This window comes from Streptomyces sp. NPDC090108 (assembly GCF_044747185.1).
Taxonomy (GTDB): Bacteria; Actinomycetota; Actinomycetes; order Streptomycetales; family Streptomycetaceae; genus Streptomyces.
Window position 1 is genome coordinate 25,075 of the sequence record NZ_JBIVDQ010000009.1, and the last position, 22,056, is coordinate 47,130.

General features: G+C 73.0%; 17 protein-coding genes and 4 tRNA genes. 10 read left to right on the top strand and 11 right to left on the bottom strand.

Going from position 1 to position 22,056, the window contains the following annotated elements:
- Nucleotides 1–32: 32 nt before the first annotated feature.
- Nucleotides 33–728 carry a hypothetical protein gene (locus tag ACIPRD_RS28285; protein ID WP_401567103.1) on the bottom strand — a complete coding sequence of 232 codons (696 nt, stop codon included), beginning with the start codon at nucleotides 726–728 and terminating at the stop codon, nucleotides 33–35.
- Nucleotides 725–2,101 (bottom strand): nitrous oxide reductase family maturation protein NosD, encoded by a 1,377-nt coding sequence (locus ACIPRD_RS28290; protein WP_401567106.1) that lies wholly within the window; start codon nucleotides 2,099–2,101, stop codon nucleotides 725–727. Before ACIPRD_RS28290 ends, ACIPRD_RS28285 begins: the two co-directional genes overlap by 4 nt.
- A 76-nt stretch (nucleotides 2,102–2,177) precedes the next feature.
- Between ACIPRD_RS28290 and ACIPRD_RS28295 the strand changes: the two genes are divergently transcribed.
- On the top strand, nucleotides 2,178–3,401 hold the full coding sequence (locus ACIPRD_RS28295; protein ID WP_356402390.1) for a Dyp-type peroxidase: 1,224 nt from the start codon (nucleotides 2,178–2,180) through the stop codon (nucleotides 3,399–3,401).
- 67 nt (nucleotides 3,402–3,468) lie between these two features.
- On the opposite strand, the gene ACIPRD_RS28300 is transcribed toward ACIPRD_RS28295, so the two are convergent.
- From ACIPRD_RS28300 to ACIPRD_RS28325, 6 genes are all read right to left on the bottom strand, one after another.
- Nucleotides 3,469–5,676: an SdrD B-like domain-containing protein gene (locus ACIPRD_RS28300; RefSeq protein ID WP_356402388.1), complete on the bottom strand. Its 2,208-nt coding sequence runs from the start codon at nucleotides 5,674–5,676 to the stop codon at nucleotides 3,469–3,471.
- A gap of 348 nt (nucleotides 5,677–6,024) precedes the next feature.
- A tRNA-Lys gene (locus ACIPRD_RS28305) sits at nucleotides 6,025–6,097 on the bottom strand.
- Between the two features lie 98 nt (nucleotides 6,098–6,195).
- Nucleotides 6,196–7,698 (bottom strand): amino acid permease, encoded by a 1,503-nt coding sequence (locus ACIPRD_RS28310; protein ID WP_356402386.1) that lies wholly within the window; start codon nucleotides 7,696–7,698, stop codon nucleotides 6,196–6,198.
- Between the two features lie 121 nt (nucleotides 7,699–7,819).
- On the bottom strand, nucleotides 7,820–10,144 hold the full coding sequence (locus ACIPRD_RS28315) for a DEAD/DEAH box helicase (protein WP_401567110.1): 2,325 nt from the start codon (nucleotides 10,142–10,144) through the stop codon (nucleotides 7,820–7,822).
- A gap of 227 nt (nucleotides 10,145–10,371) precedes the next feature.
- A complete protein-coding gene (locus ACIPRD_RS28320) occupies nucleotides 10,372–10,881 on the bottom strand; it encodes a hypothetical protein (RefSeq protein WP_356402380.1) in 510 nt (169 codons plus the stop codon).
- A gap of 86 nt (nucleotides 10,882–10,967) precedes the next feature.
- A complete protein-coding gene (locus ACIPRD_RS28325; protein WP_356402378.1) occupies nucleotides 10,968–11,318 on the bottom strand; it encodes a metallopeptidase family protein in 351 nt (116 codons plus the stop codon).
- A gap of 310 nt (nucleotides 11,319–11,628) precedes the next feature.
- On the opposite strand from ACIPRD_RS28325, the gene ACIPRD_RS28330 reads away from it, so the two are divergent.
- Both ACIPRD_RS28330 and ACIPRD_RS28335 read left to right on the top strand, forming a co-directional pair.
- Nucleotides 11,629–13,230, top strand: coding sequence for a metallophosphoesterase (locus ACIPRD_RS28330; protein WP_401567113.1), 1,602 nt, complete (start codon nucleotides 11,629–11,631; stop codon nucleotides 13,228–13,230).
- Nucleotides 13,231–13,311: 81 nt separating this feature from the next.
- Nucleotides 13,312–13,384 (top strand) — tRNA-Glu (locus tag ACIPRD_RS28335).
- Nucleotides 13,385–13,559: 175 nt separating this feature from the next.
- Here the strand turns inward: ACIPRD_RS28335 and ACIPRD_RS28340 are convergent.
- The 3 genes from ACIPRD_RS28340 to ACIPRD_RS28350 all read right to left on the bottom strand — a co-directional run bounded on the left by ACIPRD_RS28340 (nucleotide 13,560) and on the right by ACIPRD_RS28350 (nucleotide 15,592).
- Nucleotides 13,560–13,967, bottom strand: a complete 408-nt coding sequence (locus ACIPRD_RS28340) for a helix-turn-helix transcriptional regulator (RefSeq protein ID WP_401567115.1) — start codon at nucleotides 13,965–13,967, stop codon at nucleotides 13,560–13,562.
- Nucleotides 13,968–14,047: 80 nt separating this feature from the next.
- Entirely contained in the window at nucleotides 14,048–15,049 is a 1,002-nt protein-coding gene (locus tag ACIPRD_RS28345) for a hypothetical protein (RefSeq protein WP_401567117.1), read from the bottom strand.
- A 117-nt stretch (nucleotides 15,050–15,166) separates the two neighbouring features.
- Nucleotides 15,167–15,592, bottom strand: a complete 426-nt coding sequence (locus tag ACIPRD_RS28350; protein ID WP_356402370.1) for a hypothetical protein — start codon at nucleotides 15,590–15,592, stop codon at nucleotides 15,167–15,169.
- A gap of 221 nt (nucleotides 15,593–15,813) precedes the next feature.
- Here ACIPRD_RS28350 and ACIPRD_RS28355 point away from each other — a divergent pair, with 221 nt between their 5' ends.
- The 7 genes from ACIPRD_RS28355 (at nucleotide 15,814) to ACIPRD_RS28385 (ending at nucleotide 21,886) form a co-directional block, all read left to right on the top strand.
- Complete coding sequence (locus ACIPRD_RS28355; protein WP_401567120.1) at nucleotides 15,814–17,229, top strand: peptidoglycan-binding protein; 1,416 nt, start codon at nucleotides 15,814–15,816, stop codon at nucleotides 17,227–17,229.
- Nucleotides 17,226–17,909 carry an ABC transporter ATP-binding protein gene (locus ACIPRD_RS28360; protein ID WP_356402366.1) on the top strand — a complete coding sequence of 228 codons (684 nt, stop codon included), beginning with the start codon at nucleotides 17,226–17,228 and terminating at the stop codon, nucleotides 17,907–17,909. The genes ACIPRD_RS28355 and ACIPRD_RS28360 overlap by 4 nt, the downstream gene beginning before the upstream one ends.
- On the top strand, nucleotides 17,906–19,153 hold the full coding sequence (locus ACIPRD_RS28365) for an ABC transporter permease (protein ID WP_401567123.1): 1,248 nt from the start codon (nucleotides 17,906–17,908) through the stop codon (nucleotides 19,151–19,153). The genes ACIPRD_RS28360 and ACIPRD_RS28365 overlap by 4 nt, the downstream gene beginning before the upstream one ends.
- A gap of 107 nt (nucleotides 19,154–19,260) precedes the next feature.
- Complete coding sequence (locus tag ACIPRD_RS28370; protein ID WP_401567126.1) at nucleotides 19,261–19,962, top strand: TetR/AcrR family transcriptional regulator C-terminal domain-containing protein; 702 nt, start codon at nucleotides 19,261–19,263, stop codon at nucleotides 19,960–19,962.
- Between the two features lie 141 nt (nucleotides 19,963–20,103).
- Nucleotides 20,104–21,474 (top strand): serine hydrolase domain-containing protein, encoded by a 1,371-nt coding sequence (locus tag ACIPRD_RS28375; protein ID WP_401567128.1) that lies wholly within the window; start codon nucleotides 20,104–20,106, stop codon nucleotides 21,472–21,474.
- A gap of 234 nt (nucleotides 21,475–21,708) precedes the next feature.
- A tRNA-Asp gene (locus ACIPRD_RS28380) sits at nucleotides 21,709–21,783 on the top strand.
- A 29-nt stretch (nucleotides 21,784–21,812) separates the two neighbouring features.
- Nucleotides 21,813–21,886, top strand: a tRNA-Phe gene (locus ACIPRD_RS28385).
- The last annotated feature ends 170 nt before the right edge of the window (nucleotides 21,887–22,056 follow it).

Here is a 22,056-nt window from a genome sequence, read left to right on the forward strand (position 1 = left end):
CGCGGCGGGCGGCGGGCGGCCGGGGAGGCGGCTCAGCCCACCGGGGTGAGGTCGGCGGTCATCCAGCCGGAGGTGCCGGGCAGGCGGGCGGCGAAACGGCGGAGGGTGCCGCGGGAGTCGATCCAGTAGCGGGTGCGGCTGCCGTCCGCGCCGGCGGGAGCCCCGGGGGAGCTGCTCGCCGGGCGCGGGGCGGGGCCGCTGAACTCGGTGACGGGGTGTCCCCCGATGGTGGTGGTGCCGAGCCGCCGGGCGCCGCTGCGCGCGAGGAGCTGGGCGTTCTCGGGGCGGTCGGAGGCGAGGGCCGTGAGCAGGGCGAGGGCGGTGTCGACGGCCGAGGTGTCGGGCTGGAGGTCCCGTTCCGCCCAGCCGTCCTCGGGGGGCTCGGCGGGCACCGCGCCCGGCCAGTCGTAGTGCACCCGGACGCCGCCGCGATCCCACCGCAGCAGGTGCCGCCAGTGCTGCGAGGCGCCGGGGCCGGTGCCGCTCAGGAGGCCGTAGCCGGTGTGGGCGCGCCAGTCCAGGCGGGCGTCGAGCCGTACGGCCCGGCCGGGCAGGGGGATCATCGCCGTGGTGCGGGCGGCTCCCGCGCGGTAGTTGGTGAAGCGCATGAGGGCGAGGGTCTCCGCCTGCGGCCCGGTCAGCGGTGCCGGGTGCGGGGTGCCGGTGTCCCGGGCGCAGCCGGCGAGGGCGAGCAGGCCGCCGGCGAGGACGGCGCGGCGGCGGCTCATCGGACGGCCGCCTTCGCCGCGCGGGTACGGCTGCGGTCGGCCAGCAGATCGGGTCCGGGCAGCGGTACCGCGCGGGCGTCGACCGCGCCGGGCAGTCCGGTCGCCGGGGTGGCGGGGGCCGTGGCGGCGTCCGGCAGCTGGGGCTGGGCGGGGGGCGGGGCGACGTCCAGGAAGGGGATGCCGGCCGGGGCGGGGGTGAGGTGGAGCGCGGGACCCGCCGCGCGGACGTTGCCCCGGGGGCAGCGGGCGGCGGTGGCCAGGTCGGCGGGCAGGGTGCTGTGCAGGGTGTTGTCCTTCAGGCAGTTGCCCTGTCCGGGAGCCCGCTCCGACGCCTGGTAGGCGATGTCGACGCCGTTGCCGGTGGCGGTGTTGGCGGTGAGGCGGTTGCCGGCCGGGGCGAGGTCCTCGGTGGAGGCGAGCACGACGCCCGCCCGCGAGTTGCCGGTGATCAGGTTGCGCCGGATGTCGTTGTCCGTGCCGCCGGCGACGCCGATCCCGATGCCGAATCCCCCGTCGGCCTGCTCCGGCGTCCCGGCCTCCGTGTTGTCGGCGACGAGGTTGCCCGCGACGGTCGCACCGCTCTGCGGCACGAAGGCCTCGAGGTAGTCGGAGTCGACGGTCATCCCGACCCGGTTGTGCGTGAACCGGTTGCCGAGCACCCACATGTCGCCGCCGGCGTTGGTTCCCTCGTAGCCGACCGCGTTGAACTCGGCGACGTTGTGGCGCACCAGGATCCGGCAGGGCTTGCACTGACCGACGTAGAGGCCCGAATCGGCGCTGCCGGAGGCGTAGTCGTGCTCCAGGACACCACTGCGGGTGTTGAAGGCGTAGATGCCGTACAGGCCGTTGGCGTGCGCGGTGACGTAACGGACCCGGAAGCCGGTCAGCGGGGGGTACTTCGCCGGGTCCAGGCGGGTGTAGCCGCCGCTGCCGCGGGCGATGCCGCCGGCTCCGTCGGTCATCCCGGTGACGAGCACGCCGTTGAGCAGGTGGTTGCGTACGGTCAGGTTCTCCACGGAGACGCCGGGCGCCGTGACCACCACGCCGTTGCTACGGCGTCCCTGCCCGTCGATGACGACCTTGTTGCGGTCGGTGCCCCGCAGAACCACCCGTTCGGTGTGGATCGCGACGCTCTCGCGGTAGACGCCCGGCGACACCAGGACGAGGGAGCCGGGCCGTGCCCGGTCGACGGCGGCCTGGATGGTGGGTGCCTGCGCCGGTACGCGGATGACGGCGCCGGCGGTGTTCGCCTTGTCGCCACCGGCGCCCGGTCCGTCCGGTGCACAGGCGCCGGACGCCAGGGTCAGCACCGCGACGAGGACCGTGGACAACAGGCCCCTGCGGACGCGGCGGGGTGGCGGAGCAGGTGGCACGACGATCTCCATCTGGCGGGGGGAGAGGAGGAGGCCGGGATGATCGACCCCTGGCGGATCACCTTAGAGTGTTCACGTGACTACACAGAGTCCCGATCCGGGTGACGGTCCTCCGCCTCCGCCCTCCCTGCGCCGACGTCATCTGCTCGGCGGTGTCGCGGCGTTGACGCCGGTGCTGGCCTCGGGATGCGCCACCCGGGGGCGCACGGCCGCGTCCTCGGCCGAGCCCGGACACGGCCCCGCGCCCGCACCCGCCGCCCCCGCGGCGGCCGTTGCCGCGGACACCGTGGCGGTGGAAGGAGCGCGCCAGGGCGGCGTCGACCGCCCCGCGCAGCCCCAGCAGCAGCTGGCGCTGGCGGTGTTCGGCGTCCCGCGCGCGGAACGGGTGGAGCTGCGCCGGCTGCTGGCGGGGCTGGGCCGGCGCGTCGGGTCGCTGCACTCCGGGGGCGATCCGCTGCTCGGCGGCCTGCCGCCCGGCGACCTGACGGTGACGGTCGGGGTCGGGCCGCGCCTGGTGCGCGTCGCCGGCGGGACGCTGCCCGGAGCGGACGCGCTGCCTTCCTTCGCGCGGGACGACGTGGCCGACGAGGCCCGGGACGGGGACCTGCTGCTCCAGATCTGCGCGACGGACCCGCAGACGGTGGTGCTCGCCGAGCGTGCGCTCCGCGACTGGCTGACCGCGCGGGCGGTGCGGCCCCGCTGGTCCCAGCACGCCTTCAGACCCCCGGCCAGGACCCCTGGACCGGTGCGGAACCTGCTCGGGTTCCTCGACGGCATCTCGGTCCCGCGCACGCCGGGCGAGATGGCCCGCGAGGTCTGGCTGCCGGGACCGGCGGCCGTGCGGGACGCGACGATCGCCGTCGTCCGCAGGCTCCGCCTCGATGTCACGCGGTTCGCGGCGCTGAGCGTGCCGGAGCAGGAGCGGGTGATCGGGCGGCGGCGCGCGGACGGCGCGCCGCTCTCCGGTGGCGGCCCGGACGCCCCCGTGGACCTGGGGGCCAAGTCGGCGGTGGGCCGCTATCTCCTGCCGGCCATGGCCCACGCACGGCGTGCGCACCCGGCGGAGACGGGCAGCGGGCTGATGCTGCGGCGCGGCTACAGCTACGCCGGCTCCCCCGACGACCAGGGCCTGCTGTTCGTGTCCTTCCAGCGCGAGCTGCGCACCTTCACGCAGACCCAGCGGCGCCTGGACGACGGGGACGCGCTGATGCCGTTCGCCACGGCGACGGCCTCGGGGACCTTCCTCGTCCTGCCCGGTTTCTCGGCGGACCGCCCGCTGGGAGCCACCCTGTTCGGCTGACCCGCTCCCACGCACCGCGGGGAGGGCCCGGCGTCCGGACCCTCCCCGCGGTTCACCCGGCGGTCGCTCAGGTGCCCATCCACAGCCCCGCGTCGATGGAGTGGTCGACGGTGCCGGGCTCGCCGGTCGTCACCGTCGCCACGGCGGTGTCGGACTCCTCGTCGCCGTCCTTCGGCACCGCGTCGGAGTTGATGTCGTCTCCCGGCCGGCCCTCCCGGGTCCACCACAGCTCCCCGGCGTTCAGCGGGCCGTCGGGGATGGCGGACACGTTCGCCGTCGACTTGTCGAAGGTGATCGTGTACGTGGTGCCGGGGCGCAGCCCGTCGCGCTGGTCGAAGTAGTACTCGCCCTTGGCGTCGGTGCGCTTGACCGCGACGACCCGGCCGCTGGTGTCGCGCAGCGTCACGGTGACCCCGGGGATGCCGGTCGTCTCCTGGCTGCCCTGGGTGCCGCCGCCGTCGTCGTACCAGACCCGGTTGCCGATCTGCACCGGCGGCTCGTCGCAGAGCAGTTCCAGGTCGCCGAGGCCGTTGGCCTTGCCGAAGCCGCCGTCGTTGGCGTAGACGACGCCGAAGCCCTGCTGGGACGGGTCGTTGCCGCGGCTGCCGGTGTCACGGTCGAACCAGCCGACGCCGCCGGCGAACAGCTCGCGGGCCGGGTCGAGCATGGTGCTGGCGATACGGCCGTTGCCGAGCGGCAGCGCGAGCGCGCCCTGGGCGGTCTCCCGGTGGTACTGCCCGGTGTAGTAGTAGTCGCCGGTGTAGAACTCGTTGCCGTTGCGCCGGCAGCCCGGACCGCCCTCCCACACGTAGTCGCCGCCGGACTCGCGGCAGACCTTGATGATGTCGCCGCCGGTGGCGTTGGTCTCCAGCTTGTCCGGGCTGGCGTTGGGGTTGGGGCTGTAGATCTGCAGCCCGTGCTGGTCGCCGGTGCGGTCGCGGAAGCCGAGGACGAGCGAGCCGTCCCGCTCCACCTCGATGTCGCTGAGCATGGGCTGCGGGTACGCCCACGCACCCGTGTCGGGCGCCACGGGGAACCGCGTGAGGTCGTCCGGGGTCCACGGGTTCCAGTTGCCGGGATTGGGGACGACAGCCGGATCGCGCGGGAAGTTCAGCGGCGCGTCGACCACCGGCGTGCCCTGGAACGTGCCGGTCGCCGGGTTGAACCGCCAGACCACGGCCCGCAGGTCGGCGGTGTTCTGGCTGCTCTGCGCCGAGCACACGCCGCCGGCGTACAGCACGCCGTCGCGCCAGCCGAGGCCCATGGGCCGCCAGTCCTCGGGGTTGCGGCACGCCGAGTCGGGGATGTCGACCGGTGCGCCGAGCGGGCCGGCGGCCGTGGGCCCGGTCGCGTCGTAGGTGTAGAGCTTGCGGTCGTTCATGTTGACCACGTACAGCCGCGAGCCGTCGCCGGAGATCTCGATGTCGCCCAGCGACTCCTGCCCCACGACCGCCGCGAAGGGGGCGTCGAGCCTGTTGCGCTGGTTGTGCGCGGTCGTGCCGGCGTTCGGCACCGTGGTGAAGAGGGTGGTCGCGCCGGTGTCGCGGTCGGTCACGTAGACCGCGCCGGGGCCACCGGGGCCGTACTCGGTGTGCCGCTTGGCGTAGGCGCCGGAGAACACGCGCCGGTCCTTCTTGCGGTAGGCCAGCCCGTACAGCGTGCCGGTCTGGCCGACGGACGTCAGGCGGCGCGGGTTGTTCGCGTTGCCCTGGGTGTCCCCGCGCGAGTCGTAGGGGAAGGTGACCAGGGTCTTCTGTCCCGGCTTGGTCGCCGCCTGCTGGCAGGGCGTCACCAGGCCGGGGTTGTCCTGGCAGTAGTCCTCGGGGTTCCAGACGCCGAGGTTGAGAGTGACGTCGTGGCCGTCGTTCAGGTCGACGAAGTTCAGGTGCGAGGACAGGCCCGGGCCCGCCAGCGCGGGGCTCAGGAAGCCCTGCCCGGTCCGCGGGTCGTACTTGTCCGGCCAGTCCAGCAGCTCCACCCGGTACTGGCCGTTCGAACGGCTCCAGCTCGTGGTGTCGATGGTCACCGTGCCGTCGCGCCCGATCGGGTACTCCTTGCAGGTGCGGCTGCGGCGGTCCTCGCACAGCCGCACCCGCCCGGGCCCGAGCGGCACCTGGATGTCGTCGTTGCGGTCGCCCTTGGCGGCGAAGTCGCGGAACAGGTTGATCGTCAGCTTGCCCTCGCCCGGCGAGGCGACGGCGTACTGGGGTGGAACGAGGGCACCGGCCGAACACAGCGCGGCCAGCACCCCCAGCCACGTCTTCGTCTTGAGCACGTCTCTCCAGAATGTGGGAGCGGTGGGGGCGGGCAGCGGAAGTCCGCTCCGCCTCACGACGCCCATGGGAAAGGAGGCCCGAAGGAGAAGCCCGGGAATGCCAGGGAGGACCACGATCCCGCCGACACGGAGAGTAACGAAAAGATCGCTTTTCGTCGCTGTAAGTGATCGTGGCGTACGCGGTCGCCACCCTCACGGGCGATCCCGGCACGTCGGGGGTGACGAACTTCGCCGATCGGGCGGGCAGTTCGTCCAGAGGCGCGCGAACGCGTACGGCGCCCGGGCCGGCCGAAGCCGATCCGAGCGCCGCACAGCAGGTCGGAGGGGGTGAACCCTCCCCCGCGCGAGTAGGCCCTGTGGGACTCGAACCCACAACCAATGGATTAAAAGTCCACTGCTCTGCCAATTGAGCTAAGGGCCCGCGCGATGTTGCCTGTCCGAGCATAGCCGGAGGTGGCCGTGTCTCCGATCGGGTATCGGGGACACGGCCGCGTCGGACGGTGCGGACGGGCGGTCCGGTCACACCTCGGCGGGCGCCGGAGGCCGCTTCAGGAACCAGTGACGGGCCGAGGCGAACCACCAGGCCGCCGAGAAGCCGAGGACCGCCAGCACCGCGAACGGGGCGTAGTTGAAGGTCTTCCAGGTGACCGGGGAGACCTGGGGGAGCATGAAGAGGACCGTGATCACGCCCACCCAGGCCACCGAGACGACGCCGATCAGGGACGACCAGCGGCCCAGGTGCCAGGGGCCGCGCCGGAAGGCGGCGCCCTTCCTGACACGGAGGAAGGTCGGGATGACGTAGGCGATGTAGAGGCCGATCACCGCGATGGAGGTCACCGCCGCGTAGGCCGTGGAGTTGATGAGGTACGGCAGGCCGAGGACCAGGGCGCCCAGCGCGGCCAGCCAGACCGCGGCCACGGGAGTACGGGTGCGCGGGCTGACCGTGTGCCAGACGCGCGAGAAGGGCAGCGCGCCGTCGCGGGAAAAGGCGTAGATCATGCGGCTGTTGGCGGTGACCGAGGCCATCCCGCAGAACAGCTGGGCGCCGATCACCACCAGGAGCAGCAGCTTGCCCGCGGTCGCGCCCAGCGCGTCCAGGAGGATCTGGGCGGGGGGTGCGCCGGTCGGCGAGGCCAGTTCCTTGTCGTAGGACTGGATGGCGTAGGTGAAGCCGAGGAGGAGGACGAAGCCCGCGATCCAGGAGGTCCAGATGGAGCGGACGATGCCCTTGGGGCCCGCCGTGGACGCGTCGTGGGTCTCCTCGGTCATGTGGGCGGAGGCGTCGTAGCCGGTGAAGGTGTACTGGGCCATCAGAAGACCGAGCAGGACGACGTAGAAGCCGCTGCCCCAGCCCGTCTCGTTGACGAACTTCGTGAACACGAAGGATGTCGAGCGGTGGTGGTCGGGGACGACGGCGAGCGCGCCGACGATGACCGCCACCCCGAGCACGTGCCACCAGACGCTCACGCTGTTGAGGAACGCGACGATCCGGACGCCGAAGGTGTTCAGCAGACCGTGCAGGAGCAGGATCGCGGCGAAGAGCAGGACCGTGCGGCCCGGGGTCACGGTGAACCCGAACTGGAGGTTCAGGTAGGCGCCGAGGAAGGAGGCCGCGCCGAAGTCGATGCCGGCCGTCACCGCGACCTGGCCGAGGACGTTGAACCACCCCGTGAACCAAGCCCAGGCCGCCGCCGAACGCTCGGGGGCCAGCCGGTGGGCCCAGAAGTACAGGCCCGCCGACGTGGGGTAGGCGGAGCAGATCTCGGCCATCGACAGCCCCACGAACAGGGTCATCAGGCCGACGGCCACCCAGCCCCAGGTGATCACCGCCGGGCCGCCGGTCACCATGCCGAAGAGATACAGCGTGAGGCAGCCCGACAGGACCGAGATGATCGTGAAGGAGACCGCGTAGTTCGAGAACGCCGACATGCGGCGGGCGAGGACCTGGGTGTAGCCGAGCTGGGCGAGACGTTCCTCGTCCGACAGCCCGCTCTCCTCGGTCACTATGGCGTCATCTGTCATGCACCCAGCGATTCCCGCGCGGAGGACGTGACATGCGTCACGCGGTGGCCGGAAACGGTCCGGGGCAACGGCAAGGGCCCGTACGAACGTGTCGTACGGGCCCTTGTCAGGTCACTCGGCGTCAGCCGTTGCGCTTCCAGCGCGGCTTGTCGTCACGGCGGCCGAAGGAGGAGCCGTTGCCGCGGTGGTCGTCACGGCGGCCGAACGGACGCTCGTGGCCGCCGGAGCGGAAGCCCGGACGGTCGCCCTGGCGGTCGCGGTTGAACGGACGGTCGCTGCCACGGTGGCCGGCGCGGTCGTCGCGGCGGAAGCCGCCACGGTCGTCACGGCGCTCGAACGAACGGCCGCCACGGTCGCCACCGCGGTCGCCACCGCGGTCGTCGCGACGCTCGAAGCCGCCCCGCTCGCCGCGGTCACCGCGGTCGTCACGACGCTCGAAGGAACGGCCGCCACGGTCGTCACGGCGGTCGTCGCGACGCTCGAAGGAGCGGCCACCACGGTCGCCACCGCGGTCGTCGCGACGCTCGAACGAACGGCCGCCACGGTCGCCACCGCGGTCGTCGCGGTTGAAGCCGCCACGGTCGTCACGACGCTCGAAGCCACGGCCACCACGGTCGTCACGACGCTCGAACGAACGGCCACCGCGGTCGCCACCGCGGTCGTCGCGGTTGAAGCCGCCACGGTCGTCACGGCGCTCGAAGCCACGGCCACCACGGTCGTCACGACGCTCGAAGGAGCGACCGCCACGGTCGCCACCGCGGTCGTCGCGACGCTCGAAGGAACGGCCGCCGCGGTCGTCGCGGCGCTCGTAGTTGCCCCGCTCGTCGCGGCGCTGACGCGGCTGCTCGTACGCCTGGCGCTCGGCCTGCTCCGCGGCGGCGGCGGCCTGGGCCTCGGCCTCCACGGCGGCGGCCTGCTCGGCGACGGCCTCGGCGGCGGCCGCCACAGCGGCCTCCGGGTCCTCGCCGCGCTCGCGGGCGACGCGGGCGACCAGGCGGTCGGCCTCTTCGCGCAGCTCGGCGGCGCGGCGCTGCGAACGCTCCAGCTCCTTGGTGAGCTGGGCGACCTCGCGCTCGGCCTGCTGGGCGGCGTTGCCGGCGGACTCGGCCTGGACCTCGGTCATGGAGCGGGCGCCGGTGATCTCGGCGACCTCCGGCTCGAAGGCGGCACCGCCCTGGATGATGTGGCGCGCGGCGTCGACGCCGGCGTCCTCCATCAGGCGGAAGATCTGGCGGCGCTGGTGCGGCAGCGACAGGGAGACGACGGTGCCGGTGCGGCCGGCACGGGCCGTACGGCCGGAGCGGTGCAGGTAGTCCTTGTGGTCGCCCGCCGGGTCGACGTTCAGGACCAGGTCGATGCCGTCGACGTGGATACCGCGGGCGGCGACGTCGGTGGCGACGAGCGCGTTGACGTAGCCGTCCTTGAAGTCGGCCAGCGTCCGGGTGCGCGCACCCTGGGTCATACCGCCGTGGAGCGCGTCGGCCTTCACACCGGAGTCGCGCAGCTGCTCGGCGATGCGGTCGGCGCCCAGCTGGGTGCGGACGAAGATGATCGTGCGGCCCTTGCGGGAGGCGATCGCGGCGGTGACCGGCGCCTTGTCCTTGGGCTTCACGATGAGGATGTGGTGCGACATGGTCGTCACGGCACCCTGGGCGGCGTCGACCTCGTGCGAGACCGGGTCGACCAGGTAGCGCTTGACCAGGGTGGAGATCTCGTTCTCCATGGTGGCGGAGAACAGCATGCGCTGGCCGCCGGCCGGGATCTGGTCGAGCAGCTCGGTGACCTCGGGCAGGAAGCCCAGGTCCGACATCTGGTCGGCCTCGTCGAGGACGGCGATCTGCACGTCCTCCAGCGAGCAGGCACCGCGGTTGATGATGTCGCGCAGACGGCCCGGGGTGGCGACCAGGATGTCGACGCCGCGCTCCAGGGCGTAGATCTGGTTGCCCATCGAGGTACCGCCGCAGACGACCTTCATCTTCAGGCCGAGGACGTCGCCGTACGGCTGGAGGGCGTCGGCGACCTGCATGGCCAGCTCACGGGTCGGCGTGAGGATGACGGCGCGGGGGCGCTTCTTCTCGGTGCGGCCGCCGGCCAGCGTGGCCAGGGTGGGCAGACCGAAGGAGAGGGTCTTGCCGGAGCCGGTGCGGCCACGGCCGAGGATGTCCTTGCCGGTCAGGGCGTCCGGGATGGTCGCGGCCTGGATCGGGAAGGGGGTGGTGACACCGTTCTGCGCGAGCTTGCGCACGATCCCCTCGGGCAGACCGAGGTCGGCGAAGGTGATCTCGGGGGTGGTGTCGTTGGTGTCGGGGATCTCGGTCGTGTCGGCCGCCTCGGTCACGAGGGCGTCCTCGTGGTCGGAACCTTCGGAGATCTCGGCGATCTCGGCGGTTTCGAAGTCCTCGGCGTTCTCGGACACGACGAACTGATCAGTACTGGACACGGACATGCGAATGCGAATACCTTCCGGAGTCTCATCGGCACGCGCCCGTCAACTCCGTGATTCGCACATGACCGCCTCAATGCGGTCCGCCACGGCAAGGGAGAGTACGCGCCAAACGGCGCGCTCTGCGGTGGCGCCGGGCAAATGGGATCAAACGATCTACCACCATACGCACCCTGTACCCCCCAAGGCAAACCGAGGTCCATAGCCTCAGGTCAGCGGCCGGGCGGCCGTCACGCGGGTGCTCCCGCCTCGGGCGCCGGCTCCCGCTGGACCAGTTGCGGAGCCGGGTCCTCGTGCGCCGAGGAGGACGGCTCGGCGGACGGCTGTTCCGTGACCGGCGGAGGCGTGGGGGACGCCGGGGGCTCGGGCGGCGCGGAGGTCACCGGAGGGGTCGGCGGATCGAGCGTCGGCGCCGGATCGCCCGGCGCCTGGCTCCGGCCCGGCTTCGACGGTTCCGCGGTCTCGCTCCGCGCCCCGGACGGGCTCGCGGAGCCCTCCTCCGGCTTCCCCGGCCCGGCCTTGCCGCCGTGCCCGTGCTTGCCGTCCCCGGCCGCGGAGCCGGACACCGGTCCCCCGCCGCCGCCCACCGGGCCGCCGCCGGACGCGCCGCCGCCGCGGTGCCCCGACGAGTGCGCGGGCCTGGCCGGGCCCGCGTCGTCGCCCACGCTCACACAGCCGGCGGCCGCCGTGACGGCCAGCACCGTGACGGCCAGACGGACGGGTACGTTCAAGGGGCGCACGGCGGCCACCTCCGGAAGGCAAGGGAAGGACTCGCTCTCCCCAACTCCCGCCGCCCGCAAGAGGACACGCCCGCTGTTCGAACGTCTCACCCGTAGCCGAGGGCGTGCAGCCGGGCCTCGCCGATGCCGAAGTGGTGGGCGATCTCGTGCACCACGGTCACCTCGGTCTCCGCGACGACCTCCTCGCGCGTCCGGCACATCCGCAGCGTCGGCCCCCGGTAGACGGTGATCCGGTCGGGCAGCACGCCCGCGTACCACTCGCCCCGGTCGGTCAGCGGGGTGCCCTCGTACAGCCCGAGCAGTTCGGGGTCGTCGGCGGACGGCTCGTCCTCGACGAACACCGCGACGTTGTCCATCAGCCTCGTCAGTTCCGGCGGAATCCGGTCGAGCGCCTCGGCGACCAGTTCCTCGAACTCCTCGCGCGTCATCTCCAGCACACGGCCATTGTCCGGCACGTGACCCGGGCGCGGTCGTGGCGCGGAGCGTGGGTGCGGCTGGGGCTGCGGCGCGGAGCGCGGGTGCGGCCCTGGCGCGACTGCGGCGCGATGCGCGGGTGCGGCGCGATGCGCGGGTGCGGCCCTGGCGCGGCTGCGGCCCTGGCGCGGCTGCGGCGCGGAGCACGGGTGCGGCCCTGGCGCGGCTGCGGCGCGGAGCACGGGTGCGGCCCTGGCGCGGCTGCGGCGCGGAGCACGGGTGCGGCCCTGGCGCGGTCGCATATCCCCGTCCCGGTCCGGGCATACGGCACCAATGCCCCGCGCGCGCCTCGCTGCCCCGGACCGCCTGCCGCACCGGCCCTTCCCCGGACTCCGGCGCTTCCCCGGGCTCCGGTCCTTCCCCCGGCTCCGGTCCCGCCGCCGCGGGCCCGTCGTCCCGGAGCTCGCCGGCCGGGCCGGCCGCCTCCCGCGCGCGCTCGGACTGGCCGTGGTCGTGCTCGCCGGGGCGTGGCTGGGGCTGCTGGCGGTCGGGAACGTACGGGTGCCGGTCGGGCCGATGGACACCACGATGGCGCTGCGGCCCTCCCTCAGCGGCGGCACGAAGATCAACGTGGCCCCGCTGGGCTCGCTGAGCCTGGACAGCCATGTCGCGCCCGTCCGTCTGGACGTCGACGTCGACCGGCTCGACCCGGTGCGCTCACGGGCGCTGGTCGACCACCCCGAGCGGCTGTCCGGGCTCCAGCAGGAGGTCGCGCAGGACGTCGAGCACGGCACGCTGGACCTGGCGGTGCGCTCCGGCGTGGCCGTGGTGTCCGGGGCGACCGCCCTCGGCCTGGCCGTCTACCGCCGTGCGCGCCCCGCCCTGGCGGCCGGCGGGCTGGCCCTCACCCTGCTCGCGGCCTCGGGGGCGTCGGCGTACGCCACCTGGAACCCGGACTCGGTGCTGGAGCCGCGGTTCTCCGGGCTGCTGTCCTCGGCGCCGTCGGTCGTCGGCAACGCGCGCAGCATCGTGACCGAGTTCGACGTGTACCAGAAGGAACTGGCACGTCTGGTGACGAACGTGACGAAGCTGTACGACACCGCCTCCACGCTCCCCGCCTACCAGCCGGACCCCACCACCATCCGGGTCCTGCACGTGTCGGACATCCACCTCAACCCGGCGAGCTGGAAGATCATCGGCTCGCTGGTGGAGCAGTACAAGGTGAACGTGATCGTCGACTCCGGCGACACGATGGACCACGGCACGGCGGCCGAGAACGGCTTCCTGGACCCGGTCGGGGACCTCGGCGTGCCCTACGTCTGGGTCCGTGGCAACCACGACTCCCTGGCCACCCAGCGGTACCTGGAGCGCTTCCGGAACGTGCGCGTGCTGGACGACGGGCGGGCCGTGACGGTGGCGGGGCTGCGGTTCGCGGGAACGGGCGATCCGCAGTACACGCCGGACCGGACGGCCGTGCCGGGCGGGGACGCGGCGGAGCGGCTGGCCGGTGCCCGGCTGGCGTCGGCGCTGCGGGGACAGCGGGCCGCGGGCACCCCGGTGGACATCGCCGTCGCCCACGAACCGGTGGCGGCGCGCGGGACGGACGGGGAGGTGCCGCTCGTGCTCTGCGGCCATCTGCACCACGAGGGGACGCAGATCCTGCCGCACGGCACACGGCTGCGCATGGAGGGCTCGACCGGCGGCAGCGGCCTGCGCGCGGTGGAGCACCGCTATCCGGCGCCGGTCGAGGCCTCGATCCTGTACGTCGACCGCGACAGCCACCGGCTCCAGGCGTGGGACGAGATCAGGCTCGGGGGCCTCGGACAGACGACCGCCGAGGTCAGCCGCCACCTGCCCGAGGAGAACCAGCCCGGCGCGACCCCGGACCCGTCGCCCGGAACCCCCTCCGCGGCCGTGTCGCCCAGCGCGCCGTGAAACCGTTTTGGCGATCCTCGCCGCCATCACCTATGATTCTCACGTCCCCGACGCGCTGCAAAGCGCCCAGGCGGGCCGATAGCCCTCATCGTCTAGCGGCCTAGGACGCCGCCCTTTCAAGGCGGTAGCACGGGTTCGAATCCCGTTGGGGGCACGAGAACGTTCACGCTTCAACCCACCCTTCCGAGGGTGGGTTTTTGCGTTCCGGGAGCACGTCGCCCAGGCAGCCGTGTACGACGGCCCCAGCGGCACCCCCGCGTACCGGCCCCAGCGGACCGGCTCACGGACCGGCTCGCGGGTGCCGGGGATCCCGCACCGCCCGCGAGCCCTCAGCGCAGGCGGGCGGGCGGATTCGTCGTCGAGCGCCGGCTCCGGATGTGCCGCACGCCGCGGACCCCGTTGCTCACTTCCGGACCGGCCGGTCCCACGGCGGTCCCGGCCGCCACCGGGTCCAGCCGGCGCAGCGTGGCCAGCAGGCAGAGCTGGAGGCGGGAGAGCCCGCAGTACTTCACCCGGAGGTTCGACACATGGAACTTCACCGTCCGGGTCGTGATGCCCAGGCGGCCGGCGATCTCCGCGTTGGTCGGCCCACCCCGCAGCAGGTCGAGGATCTTCTCCTCGGTCTCGGTGAGAGGGGGACCGAGGGCGAGCGCGCGCAGGAGCGATTCCGCGGCCGCCGAGGTGCCACCGGCCTCGTCCGGCAAGCAGTGCCCGACCACCTGATCGACAGAACTCATGAATCCCCCCCGGGTTCAACAGCCGCGCGGACGGCAAAAGCGTGCGCAATGCTGATGCAAAGAAATCGTAACTGATCAGGTCAGCCGTTGAGTTGTGCGGCGAGGCGGAGCCGGTCCTGGGTCTGCTGCCTGAACAGGGCGAGGGTCTCGGCGTGCTCCTCCACCAGAGACTTCTCGTAGGCGCTCTGCACGGCGTAGCGGATGCCGATGTAGTTGACCCGGGCCTTGCAGGCGACGTCCGCCTTGGCGGCGGTGACGGCCTCGGGGCCGGAGAGCTCGCCCTGCTCCAGGCCCAGGTCCGACTGGACGGTGTCGGGACCGGAGGTGGTGAAGCCCGAACGGGCCATGCACTGCGACCACTTGGTGGTCACCTTCCGCACCCGGGAGTCCTCCAGCGCCCTGGACTCGGCCTGAGCGCCCAGGTTGAAGACGTAGAGGATGTCGACGGATCCCGGCTTCGGGGCGTACAGCTTCAGAGCCGACTCACGGCCGCAGCCGCCGACGGGCACTTCCTTGTGGTCGACGATGATGCCGCTGCCCGGCGCCTCCTCCGCCTCCGCCTGGGACATGGGTTCGCCGGTGGGGGCGGCCGCCCTGCCCTTCGCCTTCGCCTCGGCCTCGGCCACGGGGTCGACCCCGTTGAGCACCGTCTGGCCGGTCCTGCTGAGCGGGGCCGGCGACTGCCGCGTGGCCGGTGCCGGGTCGGTCGCCCGGCGAGGGCGCGCGTAGCCGAACCGGGCGGCGTCCTCCGCGCTGGCCAGCCCGAAGACCCGTGACCTCGAGTCGTCCGCGCCGGGAGGTACCGGGGCGGGGAGCGAGTACGCGAAGCCGAAGCGCTTCATGCACTGCTCGATCAGACGGTTCTGAGCCCGCTTCGCCTGATACTGCTGATCGGGAGTGATCTCGTACGCCGCGATGGGGAACGCGAGGCTTTCGGTGCTGCTCAGTTTCTCGACGCTGCCGAGGGCCGGCTCCTTGCCCGCGCCGCCGGCCGCGGTCTCCGCTCCCGCGCAGCCGCCGAGGGTCAGCGCGGCGGCGCTCAGCAGACAGGTGGCGGCCAGAAGTCGGGCTGGGAGAGCCATGGCGGGGGATCCTCGCGGTTGTCGTGCGGTCGGCGTGAGAGGACCGTCGCCCCGCTCGCGCATCGGCGAGCGGGACGACGAGTGGTGAGAGCTCGGGCGGGTGCCGCCCGGTGCGGCCTAGTAGGGGGCGCAGTACTCGACCACCCAGCAGGCCGACTCGATGTTGTTCTTGAAGTTGGCGCTCGCGTTGCCGACGTAGTAGGCGGGAACCTCACCGTGGTAGGTGCCACCGCTGTTGGGGCCGGTGTGGACGTACCAGTCGTCAGCGGTGCGGTTCTTGTAGGAGGCGGTGTTGTTGCCGACGACCTGGCCCTTGCCGTTGCACGAGGCGACGGTCGGGAAGGACTTGAAGTAGTCGTTGTTGAAGTCCAGGTCCTTGTCGTACAGGTCGAAGACGCAGCCCCCCTGGTCCGAGTTGTAGTAGAAGCCGATCTCGTTCGGGTCCAGGTAGCCGTCGGCGGCTCCCGCCGTGCCGGCGGTGACGAGACCGAGGGCGGAGGCGGCCAGCGCGACTGCGGCCACCCGGCGGATGAGGTGGGTCATGAACAGAACTCCTAGCCACTGAGGTGTCGTTGCGTGTGCGGCTGTGCGTGTGCCGCGCAATTACAGATCGTCGGTTGATCTCCGTCTACTGTCCTTCGGGCCAGTAGACGGCGGCTCTCGTCACGTGATGGGGTCAGCGGCGGACCGGCCCGTTCTGCGGCGGCGCGACGAGGAAATGTGACGAAGTGACCGCACGATCGGATGCCGGGCTCGAACCCGTTGTGACGACGCAGGAAGCCGCCGAGGCCGGCGTCGCGGCCGGAGGTCCCGCCGGCGGGCTTGCGCGCAGACGCCGCTGGATCTCCGCTGTCGCGGGCGGGGCGGTGTTGCTCGCGGGGGCCGGGGTGGTGGCGTCCACGCTGATCAGATCGCCTGCGCAGGCGGCGGCGGAGGCGCGGCCGCCGGAGCGGTCGGTACTGACGTCACCGGTCGAGTACCGGGTGCTGACGTCGTCGGTGATCGTGCGCGGGCAGGTCGTCGCCGGCCAGAGTGTGGACGTGGCACCGCAGGTGACCGGCGGGGAGGACGGCGCCGCACCCGTCGTGACCAAGCTGCCGGTCGGGCAGGGCGACCGGGTGAAGGCCGGGCAGGTGCTGCTCGAGGTCTCCGGGCGGCCGGTGTTCGCCCTGCCCGGGCGGATACCCGTCTACCGCGACCTCAAGCCCGGCGCGGAGGGCGACGACGTGAAGCAGCTGCAGAAGGCGCTGCGCGGTCTGGGGCACGGCACGGGCGCCGACCCCGCCGGCACCTTCGGAGCGGGGACCAAGGCCGCTCTCGACGCCTTCTACGCGGCGATCGGTTACGACCCGCTGCCGACCGTGGACGACGACGGGCAGGGCCTGAAGACGGCCGAGGACGCCGTGACGGCGGCCGAGCGGGCGTTGCAGGAGGCCCAGGACTCCAAGGACAAGGGGCCGGCGCGCGCGGTGCAGTACGCGCGGGACGATCTGGCCGAGGCGCGGAACGATCTGGCTGCCGCGCAGGCCGCGTCCGGTCCCCGGCTGCCGGCCGGCGAAGTGGTCTTCCTGCAGGGCTTTCCCGCCCGGGTGGACGCGGTGCCGGGGCGGGTGGGTGCGCCCGTGAACGGGACGATGCTGACGGTGTCCGGCGGGAAGCTCGCGGTGCAGGCCTATCTGCAGGAGCACCAGCAGGGCCTGGTGCGCAAGGGTCAGCGGGTGCAGATCTACTCGGAGCTGACCGGCATCGAGGCACGGGCGAAGGTGGGTTCGCTGGCCGGTTCGCCGACGGTGCAGGACAGCACCGGCGGGGGTGGTGACGGCCGGGGCGAGCCGGACGGCGAGGCGCAGGCGGCACCGGGGCAGAGCGGCTATCTGCTGCGGGTCGATCCGGACAAGGCCCTGGACGCCCGGCTGGCCGGGCAGGACGTGCGGCTGACCATCGAGGCGGCCCGCACCGACGGCAAGGCGCTGGTCGTACCGATCACCGCGCTGACCGCGGGCGCCGACGGCCGCACCACGGTCACGGTGCTCCGGCCGGACGGCGGGCAGCGTCGGGTGCAGGTGCGCACGGGCACCGCGGGCGACGGCTTCGTCGCCGTGGAGCCGGTGGGAACCGCCCGGCTGGCCAAGGGCGAGCAGGTCATCGTGGGCGTGAAGAAGGGGGCGGTGGGCCGGTGACGCCGGTCATCGAGTTCCGCCAGGTCGGCCTCACCTATCCGGGGCCGCCGCCCGTGCCCGCCCTCAAGCCGTGTGAACTGCTGGTCGAACCAGGGGAATTCGTCACCGTCGTAGGGCCTTCGGGCTCGGGCAAGTCCACCTTCCTCAACATAGCCGGGCTGCTGGACGCCCCCACCCACGGCACGTACCTCCTCGACGGCCACGACACCGGCGCGCTGGGCGACGCCGACCGGACCGCGCTGCGCGGCCGTCGCATCGGCTTCGTCTTCCAGGCCTTTCATCTGCTGCCGCACCGCTCGGCGCTGGAGAACGTCACCCTGGCCATGGTCTACAACGGCGTCCCCCGTGCCGAGCGGGCCGCACGCGCCCGCGACGCCCTGGTCCGCGTGGGCCTCGGCCACCGCGTCGACTCGCTGCCCACCAGGCTCTCGGGCGGTGAGCGCCAACGCGTCGCCATCGCCCGGGCGCTGGCCGCCGGCCCCTCCCTGCTGCTGTGCGACGAGCCCACCGGCAACCTCGACACCGCCAACGCCGGGGCGGTCCTCGGACTGCTGGACGAACTGCACGCCGACGGGATGACCATCCTGCTGATCACGCACGATCTGGAGGTGGCCGCCCGTGGTGGCCGCACCGTAGCCATCCGCGACGGTGTCCTGCGTGAGCAGCGGGTGGCCGCGTGAGGCCGCGCATCCGGCGTAGGCGCCCCTCCGCCGGCGTCACCCCCTCCGTCCTCGCCCCCCGCGACCTGCTCGCCGAGGCCACGGCCGGGATACTGCAGCGGCCCGCCCGCTCCGCGCTGACCGCGCTCGGCACGGTGCTCGGCGTCGGCACGTTCGTGGCGATCCTCGGACTGACCGCGACCACCTCGTCCCAGATCGACGCCCGGTTCGATGCGCTGACCGCCACCGAGGTGACGGTCGAGGAGACGGTGGACGACCCCGACCAGCTCACCGGGCCCGCCTTCCCCGAGGACGCCGACGCCCGGATGCGCAGGGTGAACGGGGTCGAGGCCGCGGGGGTGTACTGGACCGTACGGGACGACCGGGCGGGCAGCGTCCGCTCCGCGCCCGTCGGCGACAACGCCGGAGGCGAGCGGATCCCCGTGGTCGCGGCCTCGCCCGGCGTCCTGGAGGCCGCCGTCCCGACCCTGGCCGAAGGGCGGCTGTACGACCGGCGGATGGCCCGGACCGGCCGGGTCGCCGTGATCGGCGCGGGAACCGCGAGCCGGCTGGGCATCACCACCCTGGAGACCCACCCCGCGCTGTTCATCGGCGAGGAGTCGTTCACCGTCGTCGGGATCGTCGACGACGTGAAGCGCAAGGCCGACCTGCTGCTCTCCGTCGTCGTCCCGAGCACCACCGCCGAGCAGATCTGGGGCGCCCCCGGCCCCACCGAGTCCGGCATGCTGATCGCCACCGACCTGGGCGCCGCTCAGCAGGTCGCCACCGAGGCGCCCACCGCGCTGCGCCCCGACCACCCCGAGTACTTCAAGGCCGTCCCGCCCCCGGACCCCAGGACCCTGCGCTCGACCGTGGGCTCCGACCTGAGTCAGCTGTTCCTGCTGCTGGCCGGGATCTGCCTGATCATCGGCGCGGTCGGCATCGCCAACACCACCCTGGTCGCGGTGCTGGAGCGGACCGGCGAGATCGGGCTGCGCCGCGCCCTGGGCGCCCGGGCCCGGCACATCACCGTCCAGTTCCTGGCCGAGTCCGGAGCCCTCGGCGCCCTCGGCGGCCTGGTGGGCACCAGCCTGGGCACCGTGACGGTGGTCGCCGTCGCCCTGGCCCGGGACTGGACGCCGGTCGTGCACCCCGCGACCGTCGCCGCCGCCCCGCTGATCGGGCTGGTCACCGGCGTGCTGGCCGGCCTCTATCCGGCCTGGCGGGCCTCGCGGATCCAGCCGGTGGAGGCCCTGCGGTCCTGACCGGCGGGGCGGGCGGAGGGGCCGGAGGGGCTTGGCCACTCCCGTCGGGGTCCCCGGGCGGCGCCTTGAACATTGTGCAACCCGGGGCCCCGCTCTAGCCTGACCCCATGCCGCGTGACACGTTGACCAGGGAACAGATCGTCCGGGCCGCGATCGCGCTGCTGGACGCGGAGGGCCTCGACGGCCTGAACATGCGCAGCCTGGGCAAGCGGCTGAACTCGGCCGCCACGGCGATGTACTGGCACGTCAAGAACAAGGACCATCTCGTCGTGCTGGCCTGCAACGAGGTGTGGAACGAGGTCGGACTGCCCGACCTCGACGCCGTCGGCTGGCGCACGGCCGCCGAGCGGATGGCCGGGGACCTCCACGCCATGCTGGCCCGGCACCCGTGGCTGGTCCAGGCCTTCGCCTCCCAGCCCCTCTACGGCGAGAACAAGGCCCGTCACGACGACCACATCCTCGCGGTCTACGAACGGGCCGGCTTCCGGGGAACCGAGGCCGACCAGGCGGCCGGCGCCGTCTTCACCTACGTGCTCGGCCACGCCCTGAGCCTGTCCGCGGCCGTCTCCGCGGACCGCAGGCTGACCCGCGGCGGGGACGAGGCCGAGGCGCTGATGCGGGAGTCGATGGCCAGGGCCACCGAGATCGCCCAGCGCTACCCGCGCCTGCGGGAGCGGCTGGACACTTACGCCGCCCGGGAGTACGCGGCCGCCCCGGACCGGAGCTTCGAGGTCGGCCTCCGGGCCCTGCTGGACGGCCTGGAGCTCCGGCTCGGCGACCGGCACCAGAACCCGCACCCGGCCGCCTAGGGCGTCCGGGGAGCCGTCCCCCAGGAGACCCCGGCTGCCGGGAAGCACCGCGGCGGGCTCGCGCCATCCTCTTGCACACCGTTCAAGTGAAGCCCTACAGTCGACTTGCACTTAGTTCAATCCCTAGGTGAGGAGATCGTCGTGTCCCAGCAGCACCTGGCCGCCGCCGTCGAGGCGGCAGCGGCGGAGTTCGGCGTCCCGGGCGCCTCGGTGGGCATCCTGGCCGACGGCCGGGAGATCCACGCGTCGCACGGCGTCACCAGCGTCGACAACCCGCTGCCGGTGGACGAGCGGACGCTGTTCCACGTGGCGTCGGTGAGCAAGACCTACACCGCGACCGCGCTCCTGCGCCTGGCCCAGGAGGGAAAGGTCGACCTCGGCGCCCCGGTACGCCGGTACGTCCCCGAACTGGCCCTCGCCGATGAGGAGTCGGCGGAGCGGATCACCGTGCTCAACCTGCTCAACCACACCGCGGGCCTGGGCTGGAACCTGATCGGCGCCCACGGCGACGGCTCCCTCGCCGCGTTCGTGGCGGCGCTGGACGGCCTGGAGATCATCGCGCCGCCCGGCGCCCGGGCCTCCTACAGCCAGGCCGGCTACAACCTCGCCGGACGGATCATCGAGAAGGTGACCGGACTGCCGTACGAGAAGGCGGTGGCCGCGCTGGTCCTGGAACCGCTGGGGCTGGACAACACCTTCTTCGACCTGGACGACGTGATGGTCAGGCGGTTCGCCGTGGGCCACAACCGCGGCGAGGACGGCGCGCTCCGCGCCGCGCGGCCGTGGAAGGCGCACCCGGCCGGGACCCGGGGCGACAACCCCGGCGGCGGCGCCGTCTCCAGCACGAGCGACCTGCTGCGCTGGGCCCGCTTCCACCTGGAGGGCGGCTCCGGCGTGCTGCCGGCCGAGGCGGTGCGGAGCATGCGGGAGGAGACGGTCGCTCTGCGCGGCAGCACACTCGGCGACGGCCTCGGCATCTGCTGGTTCCTGCGCGGGGTGGACGGCGTCCGCACCATCGGACACGGCGGCTCGGGCAACGGGCAGTTCGCCGAACTGCTCATCGTCCCCGAGCGGAACTTCGCCGTCGTGTCCCTGGCCAACGAGGGACCGGGCGGTCTCCCCTTCAACCAGGCCGTGCTGCGCTGGGCGCTCGGGCACTACCTCGGGCTCACCGAGCGGGACGCCGAGCCGGTCCCGTACGACGCGGCACGCGCGCGGGAGGCCGCCGGACGGTACGAGATCGACGCCATGGACCTCGACATCGCCGACGACGGCGGCGCGCTCACCCTCGGCGTCCGCATCAAGCCGGAGATCCGCGCGGCCTCCGACGCCGACATGCCGCCGGACCACGCGCCGGCCGCCATGGGCTTCCTGCCCGGCGACGGCGACGAATACGTCATCACCGAGGGCGGCCTGAAGGGGCAGCGCGGCTTCTTCAGCCGCGACGGCAAGGGCGAGATCACGGGCGTCGACCTGGCGGGCCGCCTCTTCGGCCGGGCGCCGGGGCGGTGATCCGGCGGCCCGGACGGTGACCGGGAGGACGCGCGGACGCGCCGAGGAGCCCGGCCGGCACCCGCGCGTCCCCGCGGGGCGGAACCCCCCGGTCAGCGCGTTTTCAGTGCACCCCCGTCCTCTGATACGCTGCTCCAGCAACGTCACCCCAGCGGGGATGGCCACCTGAACCACAGGTGAAAATCACTTTGGGAGCACGTTCGACCGTGTGCGACACTGTTGTACACAACGCTTGGTCCTGTGGAGCAGTTTGGAGTGCTCGCCACCCTGTCAAGGTGGAGGCCGCGGGTTCAAATCCCGTCAGGACCGCTGAGGTTTTGTTTCACGTGAAACCTCGTGGCTGGGTAGCTCAGTTGGTACGAGCGATCGCCTGAAAAGCGATAGGTCGCCGGTTCGACCCCGGCCCCAGCCACAGCTAAGGCCCCGATCTTCGGATCGGGGCCTTGTTGTATGTCCGAAGACGTATGTCCGACGGTGCACGCACAACGGCGCATGTCCGACGTTGTCCGTCCGATCGCCCGCGGCGGGCACGGCGGCGCTGCGGTCTCCGCGGGCACCGCGGGCGCCTCCTGAGGGGGCCGG